The organism is Flavobacterium pasteuri, from assembly GCF_048286615.1.
Lineage (GTDB): Bacteria > Bacteroidota > Bacteroidia > Flavobacteriales > Flavobacteriaceae > Flavobacterium.
The window spans coordinates 168,879-186,835 of sequence record NZ_JBLVPN010000002.1 but is presented as its reverse complement, the minus strand read 5'-3'; the positions used below and the strand labels follow the sequence as shown (position 1 = coordinate 186,835).

Below are 17,957 nucleotides of genomic sequence, written 5' to 3'. Positions count from 1 at the left end.
ATTGATTTTTTAAAGATGTAATGGTTGTGAAATTTAAATGTAAATGAATTTTTTATTTACACCAAAAATTACTTTTTTAATCAAAATTTTGTCCATTGATGCTAACAAATCAGACTGAAAGATTGAATTTTGCCTCTACAAAAAATATTCCTGACTATCCAGATTTTCTAGATGTTCAGGTTAAATCGTTTAAAGATTTTTTTCAATTAGAAACTAAATCTGACGAAAGAGGTGACGAAGGGCTTTACAACACCTTCATGGAAAATTTCCCAATTACTGATACAAGAAATAACTTTGTATTAGAATTCCTTGATTATTTTGTAGATCCACCACGTTATACTATTCAAGAATGTATAGAAAGAGGTCTTACCTATAGTGTGCCTTTAAAAGCAAGGTTAAAACTATATTGTACAGATCCAGAACATGAAGATTTTGAAACTATTGTTCAAGATGTTTATCTTGGTACAATTCCTTATATGACACCGAGTGGTACCTTTGTTATTAATGGTGCTGAGCGTGTAGTTGTTTCTCAATTACACAGATCTCCTGGTGTTTTCTTTGGTCAATCATTCCATGCAAATGGAACAAAATTGTATTCTGCCAGAGTAATTCCTTTTAAAGGTTCTTGGATAGAATTTTCTACAGATATTAATAGTGTAATGTACGCTTATATCGACAGAAAGAAAAAATTACCAGTTACCACTCTTTTTAGAGCAATTGGTTTTGAAAGAGATAAAGATATTCTAGAAATTTTTGATCTTGCCGAAGAAATTAAGGTTTCTAAAACAGGTCTGAAAAAATATATCGGTAGAAAATTAGCTGCTCGTGTATTGAATACATGGCATGAAGATTTCGTAGATGAAGACACTGGTGAAGTTGTTTCTATCGAACGTAACGAAATAATACTTGATAGAGATACAATTATCGACAAAGATAATGTTGAGGAAATCATTGATTCTAACGTTAAATCTATTTTGTTACACAAAGAAGATGCTAATCAAGGTGATTATGCTATCATTCATAATACATTGCAAAAAGATCCAACAAACTCTGAAAAAGAGGCGGTTGAACATATTTATAGACAATTACGTAACGCTGAACCGCCTGATGAAGAAACGGCTCGTGGTATTATAGATAAATTGTTCTTCTCTGACCAACGTTACAACTTAGGTGAGGTAGGTCGTTATAGAATAAATAAAAAATTAGGTTTAGATACTCCTATGGAAAAGCAAGTCTTGACCAAAGAAGATATCATAACTATTGTAAAATATTTGATCGAATTGATTAACTCTAAAGCAGAGATTGATGATATTGATCACTTATCAAACCGTCGTGTTAGAACAGTTGGAGAACAATTGTCTCAACAATTCGGTGTTGGTTTAGCGCGTATGGCTAGAACCATTCGTGAGAGAATGAACGTTAGAGATAACGAGGTGTTTACACCAATAGATTTGATTAATGCAAAAACATTATCTTCTGTTATCAACTCTTTCTTTGGAACAAACCAGTTGTCCCAGTTTATGGATCAAACGAATCCACTTGCCGAGATTACGCACAAGAGAAGACTATCTGCACTAGGACCAGGTGGACTTTCGAGAGAAAGAGCCGGATTTGAAGTACGTGACGTTCACTATACTCATTATGGACGTTTATGTCCAATTGAAACTCCTGAGGGACCAAACATTGGTTTGATTTCATCTCTTGGGGTTTATGCTAAAGTAAACGGAATGGGTTTCATTGAAACACCATATCGTAAAGTAACCAATGGAACGGTAGATTTAGTGTCTACTCCGGTGTACTTAAGCGCAGAAGAAGAAGAAGGAATGATGATTGCTCAGGCAAACATTCAGATGGATGCTACAGGAAAAATTACTGCCGAAGACGTAATTGCACGTCAAGAAGGTGATTTCCCAGTAATTGAACCAACAAAAGTTGATTATACTGATGTTGCTCCAAATCAAATTGCTTCTATCTCCGCTTCTTTGATTCCTTTCTTGGAACATGATGATGCGAATAGAGCTTTGATGGGATCTAACATGATGCGTCAGGCCGTACCATTAATTCGTCCTGAAGCCCCAATTGTTGGAACCGGTTTAGAGCGTCAAGTAGCTTCTGATTCTAGAGTATTGATTAATGCTGAAGGAGACGGAGTTATAGAATATGTAGATGCAAATATCATCACTATCAAATACGATCGTTCTGAGGAAGAAAGAATGGTGAGTTTTGAGCCAGATGAAAAAACATACAATCTAATTAAATTTAGAAAAACCAATCAAGGTACAAGTATCAACCTTAAACCTATCGTAAGAAAAGGGGACAGAGTGATTCCTGGACAAGTATTATCAGAAGGATATGCGACTCAAAATGGTGAATTAGCTTTAGGTCGTAACCTAAAAGTTGCATTTATGCCATGGAAAGGATACAACTTCGAGGATGCGATTGTAATTTCTGAAAAAGTAGTTCGTGACGATATTTTTACCTCTATTCACGTGGATGATTATTCATTAGAAGTTAGAGATACTAAATTAGGTAACGAAGAATTAACGAACGATATACCGAACGTTTCTGAAGAAGCTACAAAAGATTTAGATGAAAATGGTATGATCAGAATTGGTGCCGAGGTTAAACCTGGTGACATTCTTATCGGAAAAATTACTCCAAAAGGAGAATCAGACCCTACTCCGGAAGAGAAATTGCTTCGTGCAATCTTCGGGGACAAAGCAGGTGATGTAAAAGATGCTTCATTAAAAGCGTCTCCTTCTTTACATGGTGTTGTTTTAGATAAAAAATTGTTCGCAAGAGCAGTAAAAGATAAACGTAAACGTACTCAAGATAAAGATGCTTTAGGAGCACTTGAAATGGAGTTTGAAGTTAAATTTGTTGAATTAAAAGACAAATTAGTAGAGAAACTTTTCTTGATCGTAAACGGAAAAACGTCACAAGGTGTAATGAATGATTTGGGTGAAGAAGTTTTACCAAAAGGTAAAAAATACACTCAAAAAATGCTTTATGCTGTTGAAGATTTTGCTCACTTAAGTAAAGGTCAATGGGTTGCTGATGATGCAACTAATAAAATGGTGAATGATTTAATTCATAACTATAAAATTAAATTGAACGATTTACAAGGTGCATTACGTAGAGAGAAATTCACTATTACAGTTGGAGATGAATTGCCAGCAGGAATCTTGAAACTAGCTAAAGTATATATTGCCAAAAAACGTAAACTGAAAGTTGGGGATAAAATGGCAGGACGTCACGGTAACAAAGGTATTGTTGCTCGTATCGTTCGTCATGAAGATATGCCTTTCCTTGAAGACGGAACACCAGTTGATATCGTGTTGAACCCATTAGGTGTACCTTCACGTATGAACATTGGTCAAATTTATGAAACGGTACTTGGTTGGGCTGGAATGAACTTGGGTAGAAAATTTGCTACACCAATTTTTGACGGAGCAACTTTGGATCAAATTAATGAATTGACTGATGAAGCTGGAATACCACGTTTTGGACATACACATTTATATGATGGTGGTACAGGAGAGCGTTTCCATCAAGCTGCGACAGTAGGAGTTATCTACATGTTGAAACTTGGACACATGGTTGACGATAAAATGCACGCACGTTCTATAGGTCCATATTCGTTGATTACACAACAACCACTTGGAGGTAAAGCTCAATTTGGAGGTCAGCGTTTTGGAGAGATGGAGGTTTGGGCACTTGAAGCTTATGGAGCATCAAGTACACTTAGAGAAATCTTGACTGTGAAGTCTGATGATGTTATCGGTAGAGCAAAAACTTACGAAGCAATCGTAAAAGGTGAATCTATGCCAGAACCAGGATTACCTGAATCATTCAATGTATTGATGCATGAATTGAAAGGTCTTGGACTTGACATTCGTTTAGAAGAATAAAAAAAGTTTTCAGTATTCAGTTTTTAGGTAGCAATACTTGAAAACTGATTACTCATTTATAAGAGTTTTTAGGATTTAGACCCGTAAACCGTTCCGATTTTTTATAAAATCTCAAAAGATTTTATAATTAGCACTTCAAAAATTTGTTGAAGTTTAGAGAAGTAATCCGAGGTAATATGTTGAGAAGTAGTATGGCTAGGTCTCCATAAAATCAATTTTTTAATTGCAAATAAATCAATAGTAAAAACTATGATGAATAATAGAAATAATAACAATAAAGATAAAAACCCCGTAAAAAGGTTTAATAAAATCTCAATCGGACTTGCTTCTCCTGAATCTATCTTGAAAGAATCAAGAGGCGAAGTATTGAAGCCGGAAACAATCAACTACAGAACGCACAAACCAGAGCGTGATGGTCTTTTCTGTGAACGTATTTTCGGACCAGTAAAAGATTTTGAATGTGCTTGTGGTAAATATAAAAGAATACGTTACAAAGGGATCATCTGTGACCGTTGTGGTGTAGAAGTAACTGAGAAAAAAGTACGTAGAGACAGAGTAGGTCACATCAATCTTGTTGTGCCAATTGCTCATATCTGGTATTTCCGTTCTCTTCCTAACAAAATTGGTTATATCCTTGGTCTTCCATCTAAGAAATTAGATATGATTATCTATTACGAAAGATACGTAGTAATCCAAGCGGGTATCGCTAAAAATGCAGAAGGTGAATCATTGCAAAGACTAGACTTTTTGACAGAAGAAGAATATTTAAATATTTTAGATACACTTCCTGCTGACAATCAGTATCTTGATGATTTTGATCCTAATAAGTTTGTTGCCAAAATGGGAGCAGAGTGTATTATGGATTTATTAGCAAGAATAGATCTTGATGCCTTGTCTTACCAATTAAGACATAACGCTAACAATGAAACGTCTAAACAACGTAAAACTGAAGCGTTAAAAAGATTACAAGTTGTTGAATCTTTCCGTGAGTCTAACTTGAACCGTGAGAATCGTCCGGAATGGATGATTATGAAAGTGGTACCAGTTATTCCACCAGAATTACGTCCGCTTGTGCCACTTGATGGAGGTCGTTTTGCAACTTCAGATTTAAATGATTTATACCGTCGTGTAATTATACGTAACAACCGTTTGAAAAGATTAATGGAGATTAAAGCTCCAGAAGTTATCTTAAGAAACGAAAAACGTATGTTGCAGGAATCTGTAGATTCACTTTTCGATAATACTCGTAAAGCTTCTGCAGTAAAAACAGAATCAAACAGACCATTAAAATCATTATCTGATTCCCTTAAAGGTAAACAAGGACGTTTCCGTCAAAATTTACTTGGAAAACGTGTGGATTATTCTGCTCGTTCGGTAATTGTTGTTGGACCTGAATTGAAATTATCTGAATGTGGTATCCCAAAAGATATGGCAGCAGAATTATACAAACCTTTCGTTATCCGTAAATTGATAGAAAGAGGAATTGTAAAAACTGTAAAATCAGCTAAGAAAATAATAGATAAGAAAGAGCCTGTAGTTTGGGATATCCTTGAAAATGTAATTAAAGGTCACCCAATATTACTGAATCGTGCTCCTACTTTGCACAGACTAGGTATTCAAGCATTCCAGCCAAAATTAATTGAAGGAAAAGCAATCCAATTGCACCCTTTAGTTTGTACTGCATTTAATGCGGATTTTGATGGGGATCAAATGGCAGTTCACTTACCATTAGGACCAGAAGCTATTTTGGAAGCACAACTATTAATGTTGGGTTCTCACAATATTCTGAATCCTGCAAATGGAGCTCCTATCACGGTACCTTCTCAGGATATGGTTTTGGGTCTATATTATATGACCAAAGAACGTTTATCTACTCCAGAGCTTAAAATTTTAGGAGAAGGAATCACTTTTTATTCTGCTGAAGAAGTAAATATTGCTTTGAATGAAGGTAGATTAGAATTGAATGCTTCTGTGAAAATTAGAGCAAAAGATTTTAATGAAGCAGGTGAGTTGGTTTACCAAATCATTAAAACTACTGCGGGTCGTGTATTATTTAATGAAGTAGTACCAGAAGCAGCTGGATATATCAATGATGTATTGACTAAGAAAAACCTTAGAGATATTATCGGACACGTTTTAAGTTCAACTGATGTACCTACAACAGCGGCTTTCTTGGATAACATGAAAGACATGGGGTACAAATTTGCCTTCAAAGGTGGTTTGTCATTCTCTCTTGGGGATATTAGAATTCCAGATCAGAAACCTAAATTAATTGCAGATGCCAGAGAACAAGTTCAAGGTATTTCTGTAAATTATAATATGGGTCTAATTACTAATAACGAACGTTATAACCAAGTTATTGACGTATGGACTTCTGCAAATGCTCAGTTAACAGAATTAGCAATGAAAAATATTAGAGAAGACCAACAAGGTTTCAACTCTGTTTATATGATGCTTGATTCTGGGGCGAGGGGTTCTAAGGAACAGATTCGTCAGTTAACAGGTATGCGTGGTTTGATGGCTAAGCCTAAAAAATCGACTGCTGGTGGTGGTGAAATTATTGAAAACCCGATTCTTTCTAACTTTAAAGAAGGTCTTTCTATCCTTGAGTACTTTATCTCTACTCACGGTGCTCGTAAAGGACTTGCGGATACGGCTCTTAAAACTGCCGATGCTGGATACTTAACAAGAAGATTGCATGATGTATCTCAAGATGTTATTGTAAACATCGAAGATTGTGGTACATTAAGAGGTGTTGAAGTTTCAGCATTGAAGAAAAATGAGGAAATTGTTGAATCATTAGGAGAAAGAATTTTAGGACGTGTTGTTTTACAAGACGTAATTAATCCTTTGAATAATGAAGTTTTAATTCAATCTGGACAACAAATTACTGAAGTTATAATGAAAGCAATTGACGCTTCTCCAATCGAGAAAGTGGAAGTGCGTTCACCATTAACTTGTGAAGCGTTGAAAGGTATTTGTGCAAAATGTTACGGTAGAAATTTAGCTACTGGTAAAATGACACAAAGAGGAGAAGCAGTTGGTGTTATTGCAGCACAATCTATTGGAGAACCTGGTACACAGTTGACATTACGTACATTCCACGTTGGTGGGGTTGCGGGTGGTATTTCAGAGGAATCAAGTATTATTACCAAATTTGCTGGTAAGCTTGAAATCGAAGATTTGAAAACTGTTAAAGGTGAAGATAGCGAAGGTAATGCAGTTGATATTGTTGTATCTCGTTCTACGGAATTGAAATTAATTGATGAAAGAACAGGTATCTTATTAAGTACAAATAATATTCCTTACGGTTCTAGTATTTTCGTTAAAGATGGTCAATCTGTTACTAAAGGAGATGTGATTTGTAAATGGGATCCATATAATGGAGTTATCGTTTCTGAGTTTACTGGTAAAATTGCTTACGAAGATTTAGAGCAAGGTCAATCATTCATGGTTGAAATTGATGAGCAAACTGGTTTCCAAGAAAAAGTAATTTCTGAATCTAGAGCTAAAAAATTAATTCCAACTTTATTGGTTTACGGTAAAGAAGGGGAATTAATTCGTTCTTATAACTTACCAGTTGGAGCCCACTTGATGGTTGAAAATGGTGAGAAAATTAAAGCAGGTAAAGTATTGGTGAAAATTCCACGTCGTTCTTCTAAATCAGGAGATATTACTGGAGGTTTACCTAGAATTACAGAGTTGTTAGAAGCTCGTAATCCTTCAAACCCAGCTGTTGTTTCTGAAATTGATGGTGTTGTTTCTTTTGGAAAAATTAAAAGAGGTAACCGTGAGATTGTTATCGAATCTAAATTTGGTGACGTTAGAAAATACTTGGTTAAATTATCAAGCCAAATTCTAGTTCAAGAAAATGACTTTGTAAGAGCAGGGGTGCCTTTATCTGATGGTGCAATTACTCCGGATGATATTTTAAGAATCCAAGGACCAGCAGCTGTTCAACAGTATTTGGTAAATGAAATTCAAGAAGTATACCGTTTACAAGGGGTAAAAATCAACGACAAACACTTTGAAGTAGTAATACGTCAAATGATGCGTAAAGTAAGAGTTCAGGATCCAGGTGATACTTTATTCTTAGAAGATCAATTAATTCACACTAAAGATTTTATCGTTCAAAATGATAAATTATACGGTATGAAAGTAGTTGAAGATGCTGGAGATTCTAGTGCTTTAAAAGAAGGACAAATTATTACGCCTCGTGAGTTGCGTGATGAAAACTCTTTATTGAAACGTACAGATAAAAATCTTGTTGTAGCTCGTGATGTTGTTACTGCAACGGCAACACCAGTTTTACAAGGTATTACAAGAGCATCGCTTCAAACTAAATCGTTTATTTCTGCTGCATCTTTCCAAGAAACTACTAAAGTATTGAATGAAGCTGCTGTTGCAGGTAAAATCGATTACTTAGAAGGATTGAAAGAAAATGTAATTGTAGGACATAGAATCCCTGCCGGAACAGGTATGCGAGAATATGACAATACAATTGTAGGTTCGAAAGAAGATTATAACGACATGATGGCTAACAAAGAAGAATATATTTACTAAAATATGAGTAATTCTAATCAACAACAAGAGCAAATTAATATTGAGCTAGATGAAAAAATTGCTGAAGGAATTTATTCAAACTTAGCAATAATAAATCACTCTTCATCAGAGTTTGTTTTAGATTTTGTAAGCATCATGCCTGGTATTCCTAAAGCAAAGGTGAAATCAAGAATAGTCTTAACACCACAACATGCTAAAAGATTGTTGAAAGCAATAGGAGAAAATATTCACCGTTTTGAAGTCGCTCATGGCGAAATAAAAGACACTGAACAAGCACCAATACCGCTTAATTTTGGTCCGGCAGGACAAGCATAATATTTTAAAGGCTCCAGAAAATGGAGCCTTTTTTTGTTTAAACATTAATTCTTTCTTTTATAACGTAACGATTAGTTTTGTGTTTTTTGATTTAAGATGATAATAGTATCTCTTCAATATTTCACTATTATTCACTCCTGAATGTACAATTTCTATAGAAATTATATATTACTCTTTATTTGATAAATAGACATTAAGAAACCTTTAAATTCAGGTGTTTAATAACAAGTTTGTGTTTTAAACGATTATTAAGGTGCTTCATCGAAAATATTTTTTGCTGGTAAATAAATGATATACTTTCGTTCTCGAGATAGGGAATTAAACTATATCTATCCAAAAAAAACGAATTGTTATGAAATATTTTACTTTAAAAGCTAACACTAAAGGGATTTCAAATCTCTTGATACTGTTTGTTTTTATATTAATGTCAAACGTATCAGTATTTGGTCAATCTGCACAAAAGTTAGTAGATGATAGTACGATTGAAGTTAAAAGTAATGTAAAAAAAGAAAATGTTTTAGCAACTTCTTCTTCAAATACTATGAATTTTGTATTATGGTTTATGGGGACTAAACAAGGTCCAAACGGCACAATATCTTCAGAAAGTTCGAGTACAAAAATACAGGTTATAACATCTGGTTCTGCTCCAAACCGTTTGTTAATAAAAGCTTTTTTAAAGAAAGCAGTAGATACTGACAGTATGATGTCTTAAGTGGAGGTTTATTTTAAAAGGTATACAAAAAAACGCTAATTTTTTAATTAGCGTTTTTTTTTATGTGTCTGTCTCGTGTTGAAATAACCACACACAATTTAATTTGTCGTTCCTAAATTATTGTTGCAGTTAATAGACAAAATAATTATTAAATGTGATAATATTGATATGTTACTATAATTTTAATGATTTGTAAAATTTAAATGTTAATTTTATCTATATCTGGTTTTAAAATGGGTTAGTAATATGAAATTTTTTTTTCTTGTTTGTTGTTTAGTATTTTTTTCCTTAGCTATTCGGTCTCAAAAGCCAATTGAAAAGTATAGATTTGTTAATATAAAGGAAAGCATTTCCCAAATCGGTGTACAAACTATAGTTCAAGACCATTACGGTTTTATTTGGTTAGGTACCAGTGGAAATGGATTAAATAAATTTGACGGTAATGATTACAAAACATATAAATTCAAACCAAATGATCCTAGCTCATTAAGTAATAATACTGTCAATTGTTCTTATCTTGATAATAAAAACAGATTATGGTTTGGGACAGACGAAGGACTCAACTTATATGACTACAAGAATGATTGTTTTAAAAGAATTCTTTTATCCGAATTCAAAAAAAATAAAGTAAAAGTTTTGGTTAAGAGTTTGATAGGAGATAAAAAGGGGAATTTATTTATTGGTACTCTAGAACTCGGATTATTTAAGATGAATTTAAATAATTTTAAAGTTGAAAAAATAGTATGTCAAGGATCTAACTCAACTTCTACTAATACTATAAATGCACTTCAGGTTGATTCTAAGGGAAAGATATATGCTGGAACTGAAAGTGGTCTGAAAGAATTTGACACCAAAACAAATTCGTTAAGACGTTCTATTTTTAAAAATAAAGAAGGTGTTAAGTCTATTAATGACGCTATTCAATGTTTATTAATAGAAAAGAATAATATATGGATTGGAACAATGCCCTCAGGCTTATTTAAAATTAAGAACAATTCTAAAGATCCTCTATTTGAGATAAATCATTTTCCAATTTCACAAAATCGAATTTTATCAATTATTAATTTACCTGACAAAACCTTAATGTGCGGTACGGAGAATGATGGGTTATTTCATATTGATGGTAATGGAAAAATTTTAAATCATTATATATCAAGTAAATCCGAAAGAAAAAATATTTTATCTAATTCTATTTGGTCTTTGTTTTTAGATCGAAATGAACGTATATGGATGGGGTATTATAATGCAGGAATTGGTGTTTACGACAAGTTATATGATAAGTTTGAAAATCTAGAAAGCATATCTGGTATTCCTAATTCACTACAAATAAGTTCTGTTACTGCTATTGTAAAAGATCGATTTAATAAATTTTGGATAGCAATGGATGGAGGTGGTATTGATATTTTTGATCCTAAATCGAGTCAATATACTCATATTGGCCCTACGGAAAACAAGGTAATTTCGGGGCTAACTAATAATTATGTTGAAACATTACTCATTGACAGTAAACAAAACATATGGGCAGGTACTTGGAACGGAGGGTTATATTTTTTAAAGAATGGCGATAAAAAATTTATCAATTTCACTGTAAATAATACCGGTGGAGGTTTAACTTCCAATAATATTATAAGTATTACAGAAGATTTAGAAGGAACTATTTGGTTTGCTAGTTGGGATAAAGGGTTGCATTCGTTTAATCCCAATATAGGAAAATTTATAAATTACAGATCAGGGCCATTTTTTAAATCTGGTATTTTAGATAGTTATGTAACTAAAATATTGGCTGACAGTAATGATAATCTTTGGGTAGCAACAAGAAATATAGGTTTGTTCAAGATTAAAAAGTTAGCAAGTAATACGTTTTCTATTGTATCAATGGCTAAAAGAATGTCTAAAGAATTTAAAAATTATGCAAAAACAGAGGACATTTTGTCACTATATGAAGGAAAGGACGGGTCAATATGGATTGGAACAAAAGGCGCTGGTTTGTGTAAATACAATGTTAAAACAGATCGTTTTAAATGGTATAACAAACAAGATGGTTTAGAAGCCGATAATATAGTAGGTATTATTGGTGATTTAAAAGGGAATATTTGGCTGAGTTCAAATTCTGGGGTTACAAGACTGGATATTAAAACCAATATGTTTACTAATTATACAAAAAATGATGGACTGCTTTCTAATGATTTTAACCGTAATGCTACTTTTAGAGATGAACAAGGAATCATTTATTTTGGTAATTATTTTGGACTAGATTATTTCAATCCTTCAAGTATTAACGTTAATAATGTTTTACCATCGTTATATTTAACAGATTTTAAGTTGTTTAATAAAACAGTTAGTATTAATCAGATAGATTCGCCCCTTGAAAGTGCCATTGGTGAAACGAATAGTATTACTTTAAATAATACCCAATCTGTATTTACTATCGAATATACAGGCATTAACTATACAAGACCTGAAAAAAATCAGTATGCTTATTATCTTGAAGGTTTAGAAAAATCATGGAATTATGTTGGTAGATTAAGAAGTGCAACTTATACAAATTTAGAACCGGGTAATTATATATTTAAATTAAAATCAGCCAATAGTGATGGTAAATGGAATAAAGAAATATTAGAACTAAAAATAACTGTTTTACCGCCTTGGTGGAAGTCAAATATGGCTTTGTTTTCTTATGTTGTTATGTTGTTTTTTGGGGGCTATTATTTTAATAAGAAGATGCTTATCAGGTTGAATAAAAATAAAGAAATAATTTTAGAAGAAAATAAAAGATTGCAAGAGAAAGCTTTAAATGAAAAAAAATTTCAGTTTTTTACTAATATATCGCATGAATTAAGAACACCACTTACCTTAATTATGAACTCTATTGACGATATTGTTAGAGATGATACCTTAAATCTCGCAACGAGAACAAAAGAAAAACTTAATATTATTCACAAAAACACCAATAGACTTTATAGGTTGATAAACGAGCTATTAGATTTTAAAAAACTTGAATCAAATAAATTAAAGGTTAAAGCTGTAAAATTAAATTTAGTGGATTTTTTAAGAGATGTTGTAATCCATTTTAGAGAAGAATTATTGATCAAAGGAATAGAATTTGATTTAGATTCAGATGTAGATGCTCTATCAGTTTGGGTTGATGCAGATATGTTGGAAAAAATTATTTTCAATATCCTATCAAATGCTATTAAGGTAACCCCAAATGGAGGGACAATCAATATCAACCTCCAATCAACAGATAAGTTATTCCATTTACCTTTAATAAGTAAAACTGAGGGGGTAAAAGTAGTGGAGATTATTGTTTCTGATACAGGTCCGGGCATTGAAAAAGGAGAATTGGAAAAAATATTTGAGCGTTTTTATCAAGTTGAAAATTTAAATAAAAGTTATTACGGTGGTACAGGAATTGGTTTAGGATTGGTTCGAGATTTTGTTAGGTTACATAAAGGCGAAATTAAAGTTGACAGTAAAGTAGGAGAAGGAACTACTTTTACAATAATATTGCCTGCGGGTAGGTCTCATTTTGATGATAATGAAATACTTTTAAATAGTAAAGGGGCTCAAGTTAAAAAGGAACAAACACTTACAATTTTTGAAATAGAAAAGGGAAAGGTAATTGATATAGATGAAAATCTACATAAATATACATTGTTAATAGTAGAGGATAATTACGAACTTAGAGATTATTTAAAAAATGAGCTTGAAAATGAGTATAAGGTTTTAGTTGCTAATAATGGAAAAAGTGGAATTAATTTAGCTAATGAGTTTCTTCCGGATATTATATTAACAGATGTCATGATGCCAGAAATGGATGGGTTTGATTTTTGTAAAAATATAAAAAGTGATTTAAGAACAAGTCATATTCCTGTATTAATGCTTACTGCCAAAACGGAAATTGAAGATAGAATAGAAGGTATTGAAGTGGGGGCAGATGCTTATATGGTTAAACCTTTTGATATGCGTTTGTTAAGGCTGCGCTTGTCCCAGTTAATAACCAGCAGGCAGTTAATTTTTAATAAATATTTTAGTTTAATTAGTGAAGTACCTGAGGGAACTAAGACATTATCCTTAGATAAAGAATTTATTGAGAAAGTGTTAAACTACATTAAAGAGAATATTAGTAATCCGGATTTAAATGTAGAATCACTTGCTACTCAATTAAAATTGAGCAGAAGCCAGTTTTATAGAAAAATTAAAGTGCTCACCAACCAAACCGCTAATGAATTTTTAAGAAATGTTCGACTTCAAAAAGCAAAACAAATTTTGGAAAAGGACAATTTAAGTATTAGCGAAGTATGTTATAAAATAGGATTTTCTTCCCCTTCTTATTTTGCAAAATGCTTTAAGAGTTATTTTGGTATAAAACCTACAGATGTTAAAATTAAAAAAAACGAGCTCTGATGGTTGGTTTAGTTGATTGTAAAATAAAGTAGAGCACTCTTAAACAGCTAAGTACACCATTGTAAAAAGTGTGTAAGCGAAATGGATATGTAACAAAACGACACGCTCTCCAAAAGTGTGTAAGTTAAAAAAGTGAGGCTTCGATTATATAATCGAAGCCTCACTTTTTATATGGGTAAATTGGTTAAAACAACTCCCTAATTTTGAGTCGAGACTATTTGTAGGTTGCTCTTTTAATACAAAAAAAATTGATTTTAGAGTTGACTCATCCGTAAGGAATGACAATTTATTGTTGTGTATTTTTGGATTTTACCAGTAAAATTTTTAATAAAATTGAAGCATAAATGATTTTTCGGATTGCAATTGGAAAGTCAAAAAATGTCGTTAGTTTCTTCGGATTATCGTGCTAGAATTTGAGAACATAAATATATTGTTTCCGATTTGTTGGTAGAATCGTTTAAAGCTAGCTCTGTGACTTGTTTTGTTGTGTTTCATGATAGTTTTATATCTGCAGCAATTGCTTACAGTTGTTCTTCTAAGCGTTACTAATTTGATGAACCACGCATATTTGTGTTTGGGATTTTGGGAAAAACACTTCTGTCTACAACGATTAATTAAGGGGCTTCTAATGGTCTATTGGATATGTAAATGAATTAATTATATAATCGAAAAATTATTGAAGATCGTTTACAAAGGGATGTATTTAAGTTAAAATGGAATATAATACTATAAAAATTGTTGCATTGTCTATAAAAATATCGCTTAAATGGTAGTAAAATAGCTAATAGCTTTAAAAATTATAGTTATTGCTTTAAAATTGATATTTAAATTTTGGTATTTTCTTAACATTTGTCAAACTATGGAATTTGAATTTCTGAATGGAATTAATTTGTTGAAATACTACTATGATGCTCTCCTTGCATTTTTTACTATTCACATTGAGCCTGCATTTTTTAAAATTAAATCTCATAGTGCTTTAACTAACCAAAAAAAAATATTAATCCAAACTAAATTTTATGAAAAACAAACTGCTAAAAAAACTAATACTTCCAGTATTCTTATTATTTGGAAGTATTATTTATGCTCAAACTGTATCGGGTACTGTATCGGATAAAACAGGCCCTATCCCAGGTGTTAATGTATTGGTTAAAGGTACTGCTGGAGGAACACAAACAGATTTTGATGGAGCTTTTAAAATTAATGCTAAAAATGGAGATGTTTTAGTCTTCACTTTTGTAGGTTTTAAATCCCAAGAAATTAAATACAGTGGGACATCACCAGTTAATGTAGTGTTGGAAGATGATTCAGCAGTATTAGACGAAGTTGTGGTTGTAGGTTATGGGGCTAAGAAGAAAAGTTTAGTAACAGGGGCAATTTCTAGTATTAGTTCTGCTGATATTCAAAATTCTTCGTCAGCACGTGTTGAGTCTGTGTTACAAGGTAAAACATCAGGTGTTACCGTAGTTTCTTCATCTGGGGCTCCAGGTTCTGGTTCTAAAGTTAGAATTAGAGGTGCAGGTTCTAATGGAAATTCAGATCCATTATATATTGTAGATGGAATGAAAGTGAGTTCTATAGATAATATTTCTCCAAATGACATTGCTAACATGGAGGTTTTAAAAGATGCAGCATCTTCTGCAATTTATGGTACACAAGGAGCAAATGGAGTTATCATTATTACAACTAAACAAGGTAAGCCAGGAGAAACAATAGTTAACTACAGTACTCAAATAGGTACTCAGTCCGTTAGGTCTAACATGAAGTTGATGAATGCGTCTCAATTTGTAACTTATTTCCAAGAGGCAGGAAGAACTAATGTAGTTGATAACGGCATTAATACAAATTGGATAGATGAAACTTTCAACAAGGCAGCTACACAAAGACATGATTTAAGTATCTCTGGAGCGAACGAGAAAACGTCTTTCTATTTTTCAAGCTCCTATATGGATCAAGATGGAGTTGTTGGTAAAGATTCAAACTATAAAAGATTTACAGGAAGACTTAATCTTAAATCTCAAGTCAATGATTGGTTAGAAATAGGTACTAATATGACTTATTCAAATATAGGGTCTTCTCCTATTACTGAAGATAATTCAACAGCTGGAGTTGTAACGCAAGCTTTAGTTATGGATCCACTAACACCCGTAATTTATACAGGAACTTTACCAGCAAGAGCTTTAGCTGGAGTAGCTGCAGGAACAGCTATGACAGATGGTAATGGTAATGTTTACGGATACCCAACTTATGCAACGGGTGAGGCTGTGAACCCTGTAGGATTAGCAAATTACACTTTTAGAGGAGGTATTGATACGGATAAAATTCTAACATCGGTGTTTGCTAAATTGAATTTAGCAAAAGGTTTATCATTTACCTCTAGATTTGGATATGAACGAACAAATACGTTTGATAATAGATGGAGTCCTATTTGGGTTGTATCGTCAGAAGCTCAAAATTCTACTGTAACATTAACGAATCAGATTTCAAGAAGTTCAAAATGGTTATGGGAAAATTTTGCGAGCTACACTAAAGAATTTGGAAATCATAATTTAACGGGATTATTGGGGTATTCATCTGAGAAAACTAAGAGTCCATTTTATTCTTTACGCGGGGCGGAAATTCATGATCAAACAGACCAGTTTGCATACTTTGACTTTGCTAATCGCAACAATGATGTAATTGGTGGTAGTATTGTTGAAAAAAGGGGGAGCTCAGTTTTTGGAAGAATTTCATATGATTATATGGGAAAATATTTACTAGAAGGTTCGTTGCGTAATGATACTTCTAGTTTTTTTCCAACTACAAAAAAATCAGGGTATTTCCCTGCAGCTTCTGCTGGTTGGTTAGTATCTAAGGAAAATTTTTGGAAAGAAGGCTCGAAAATTGATTATCTAAAACTACGAGCTAGTTGGGGACAAAATGGTAGTGATAACAATTTAAGTACTTACATAAACAGCTTAATATTCCAAACTGTAGCAACAGAAACCGCTTTAACAGTTCCGGTTGTTTACGAGGGTCAAACGGGTATTACTCCAGGGAGTTTACCAAATACCAATTTAGAATGGGAACGTTCTGAACAATTGGATTTAGGTTTAGATTTACGAGCATTAAATAATAGACTAAATTTTTCAGTTGACTATTATGTTAAAACAACTAGAAATTTACTTCTTGTGAATGGAAATATCATTGCACCTCCATCTTTAGGTGTAGGAGTTCCTTCTATTAATGCTGGAACAGTTGAAAATAAAGGCTTTGAGTTTGAAGCGGGTTACAGTGATAAAACATCGGGTGGTTTTAGTTATGGTATAGACCTTAATTTGTCAACCTTGCGTAATGAAGTTACCGATATTAGTTTTGTAGGTGACAATGGTTTTATAATAGGTGCACTGGCACCGCAAAACAATGATGGTGTAACTCGTTTCCAAAAAGGATTACCATTATGGTATTTCTACGGATATGAAACTGACGGTATAGATTCTGCAACAGGACAAATAAAAATTGTAGATACCGATGGTGTTCCTGGAATTACATCAAACGATAAAACAAAAATCGGTTCACCTCATCCTGATATTCTTTTTGGAGGAAATATTCAATTTGGATATAAAGGCATTGATTTAAACATTAGAGTTCAAGGTACACAAGGGAATGATATTTTTGAAGCTTACCACCAGACTTCAAGACCGCTTACCAATCACCCAATTGAATTTTTTACCGGTAGATGGCAACAAGCAGGAGATATTGCATCTTATCCAGCTGCTCAATATGCAACATCTGCATATGATACTGATTTAGTAGTAAAAGATGGTTCTTATATGAGAATTAAACAAATTCAATTAGGTTATAATTTCTCTAAGGATGTTTCAAATAAAATGAAATTAAAAAAACTAAGAACTTATATTTCTTTAGATGACTATTTCACCTTTACTAAATATAATGGTTTAGATCCTGAAGCAGGAAGTTTTTCTGATAATAGTATAGGAGTAGATAGAGGATATTATCCAGTAGCTGCTAAAATATTATTTGGTTTATCACTTGAATTTTAATAAAATAAA

At 32.7% G+C, this 17,957-nt stretch carries 6 protein-coding genes; all 6 read left to right on the top strand.

Features of this window, described 5'->3' with window-relative positions:
* The first annotated feature begins 98 nt into the window (after positions 1-98).
* Positions 99-3,911 (top strand): DNA-directed RNA polymerase subunit beta, encoded by a 3,813-nt coding sequence (gene rpoB / locus ACNQF6_RS03410; RefSeq protein WP_417963267.1) that lies wholly within the window; start codon positions 99-101, stop codon positions 3,909-3,911.
* Between the two features lie 249 nt (positions 3,912-4,160).
* Positions 4,161-8,474 (top strand): DNA-directed RNA polymerase subunit beta', encoded by a 4,314-nt coding sequence (gene rpoC, locus ACNQF6_RS03405; protein ID WP_417963265.1) that lies wholly within the window; start codon positions 4,161-4,163, stop codon positions 8,472-8,474.
* Between the two features lie 3 nt (positions 8,475-8,477).
* Positions 8,478-8,789: a DUF3467 domain-containing protein gene (locus tag ACNQF6_RS03400; protein ID WP_073354716.1), complete on the top strand. Its 312-nt coding sequence runs from the start codon at positions 8,478-8,480 to the stop codon at positions 8,787-8,789.
* A gap of 352 nt (positions 8,790-9,141) precedes the next feature.
* Complete coding sequence (locus ACNQF6_RS03395; RefSeq protein ID WP_417963263.1) at positions 9,142-9,501, top strand: hypothetical protein; 360 nt, start codon at positions 9,142-9,144, stop codon at positions 9,499-9,501.
* 246 nt (positions 9,502-9,747) lie between these two features.
* Complete coding sequence (locus tag ACNQF6_RS03390; RefSeq protein ID WP_417963261.1) at positions 9,748-13,908, top strand: two-component regulator propeller domain-containing protein; 4,161 nt, start codon at positions 9,748-9,750, stop codon at positions 13,906-13,908.
* A 1,016-nt stretch (positions 13,909-14,924) separates the two neighbouring features.
* The gene (locus tag ACNQF6_RS03385) at positions 14,925-17,948 is read left to right on the top strand and encodes a SusC/RagA family TonB-linked outer membrane protein (RefSeq protein WP_417963259.1); all 3,024 of its coding nucleotides are present in this window, start codon (positions 14,925-14,927) and stop codon (positions 17,946-17,948) included.
* Positions 17,949-17,957 lie beyond the last annotated feature (9 nt).

Excerpts from the sequence above, each read along its gene's own strand:
- ACNQF6_RS03400 (WP_073354716.1), top strand. The coding sequence starts at position 8,478 with ATGAGTAATTCTAATCAACAACAAGAGCAAATTAATATTGAGCTAGAT.
- ACNQF6_RS03385 (WP_417963259.1), top strand. The coding sequence starts at position 14,925 with ATGAAAAACAAACTGCTAAAAAAACTAATACTTCCAGTATTCTTATTA.
- ACNQF6_RS03390 (WP_417963261.1), top strand. The coding sequence starts at position 9,748 with ATGAAATTTTTTTTTCTTGTTTGTTGTTTAGTATTTTTTTCCTTAGCT.
- rpoB (WP_417963267.1), top strand. The coding sequence starts at position 99 with ATGCTAACAAATCAGACTGAAAGATTGAATTTTGCCTCTACAAAAAAT.
- rpoC (WP_417963265.1), top strand. The coding sequence starts at position 4,161 with ATGATGAATAATAGAAATAATAACAATAAAGATAAAAACCCCGTAAAA.
- ACNQF6_RS03395 (WP_417963263.1), top strand. The coding sequence starts at position 9,142 with ATGAAATATTTTACTTTAAAAGCTAACACTAAAGGGATTTCAAATCTC.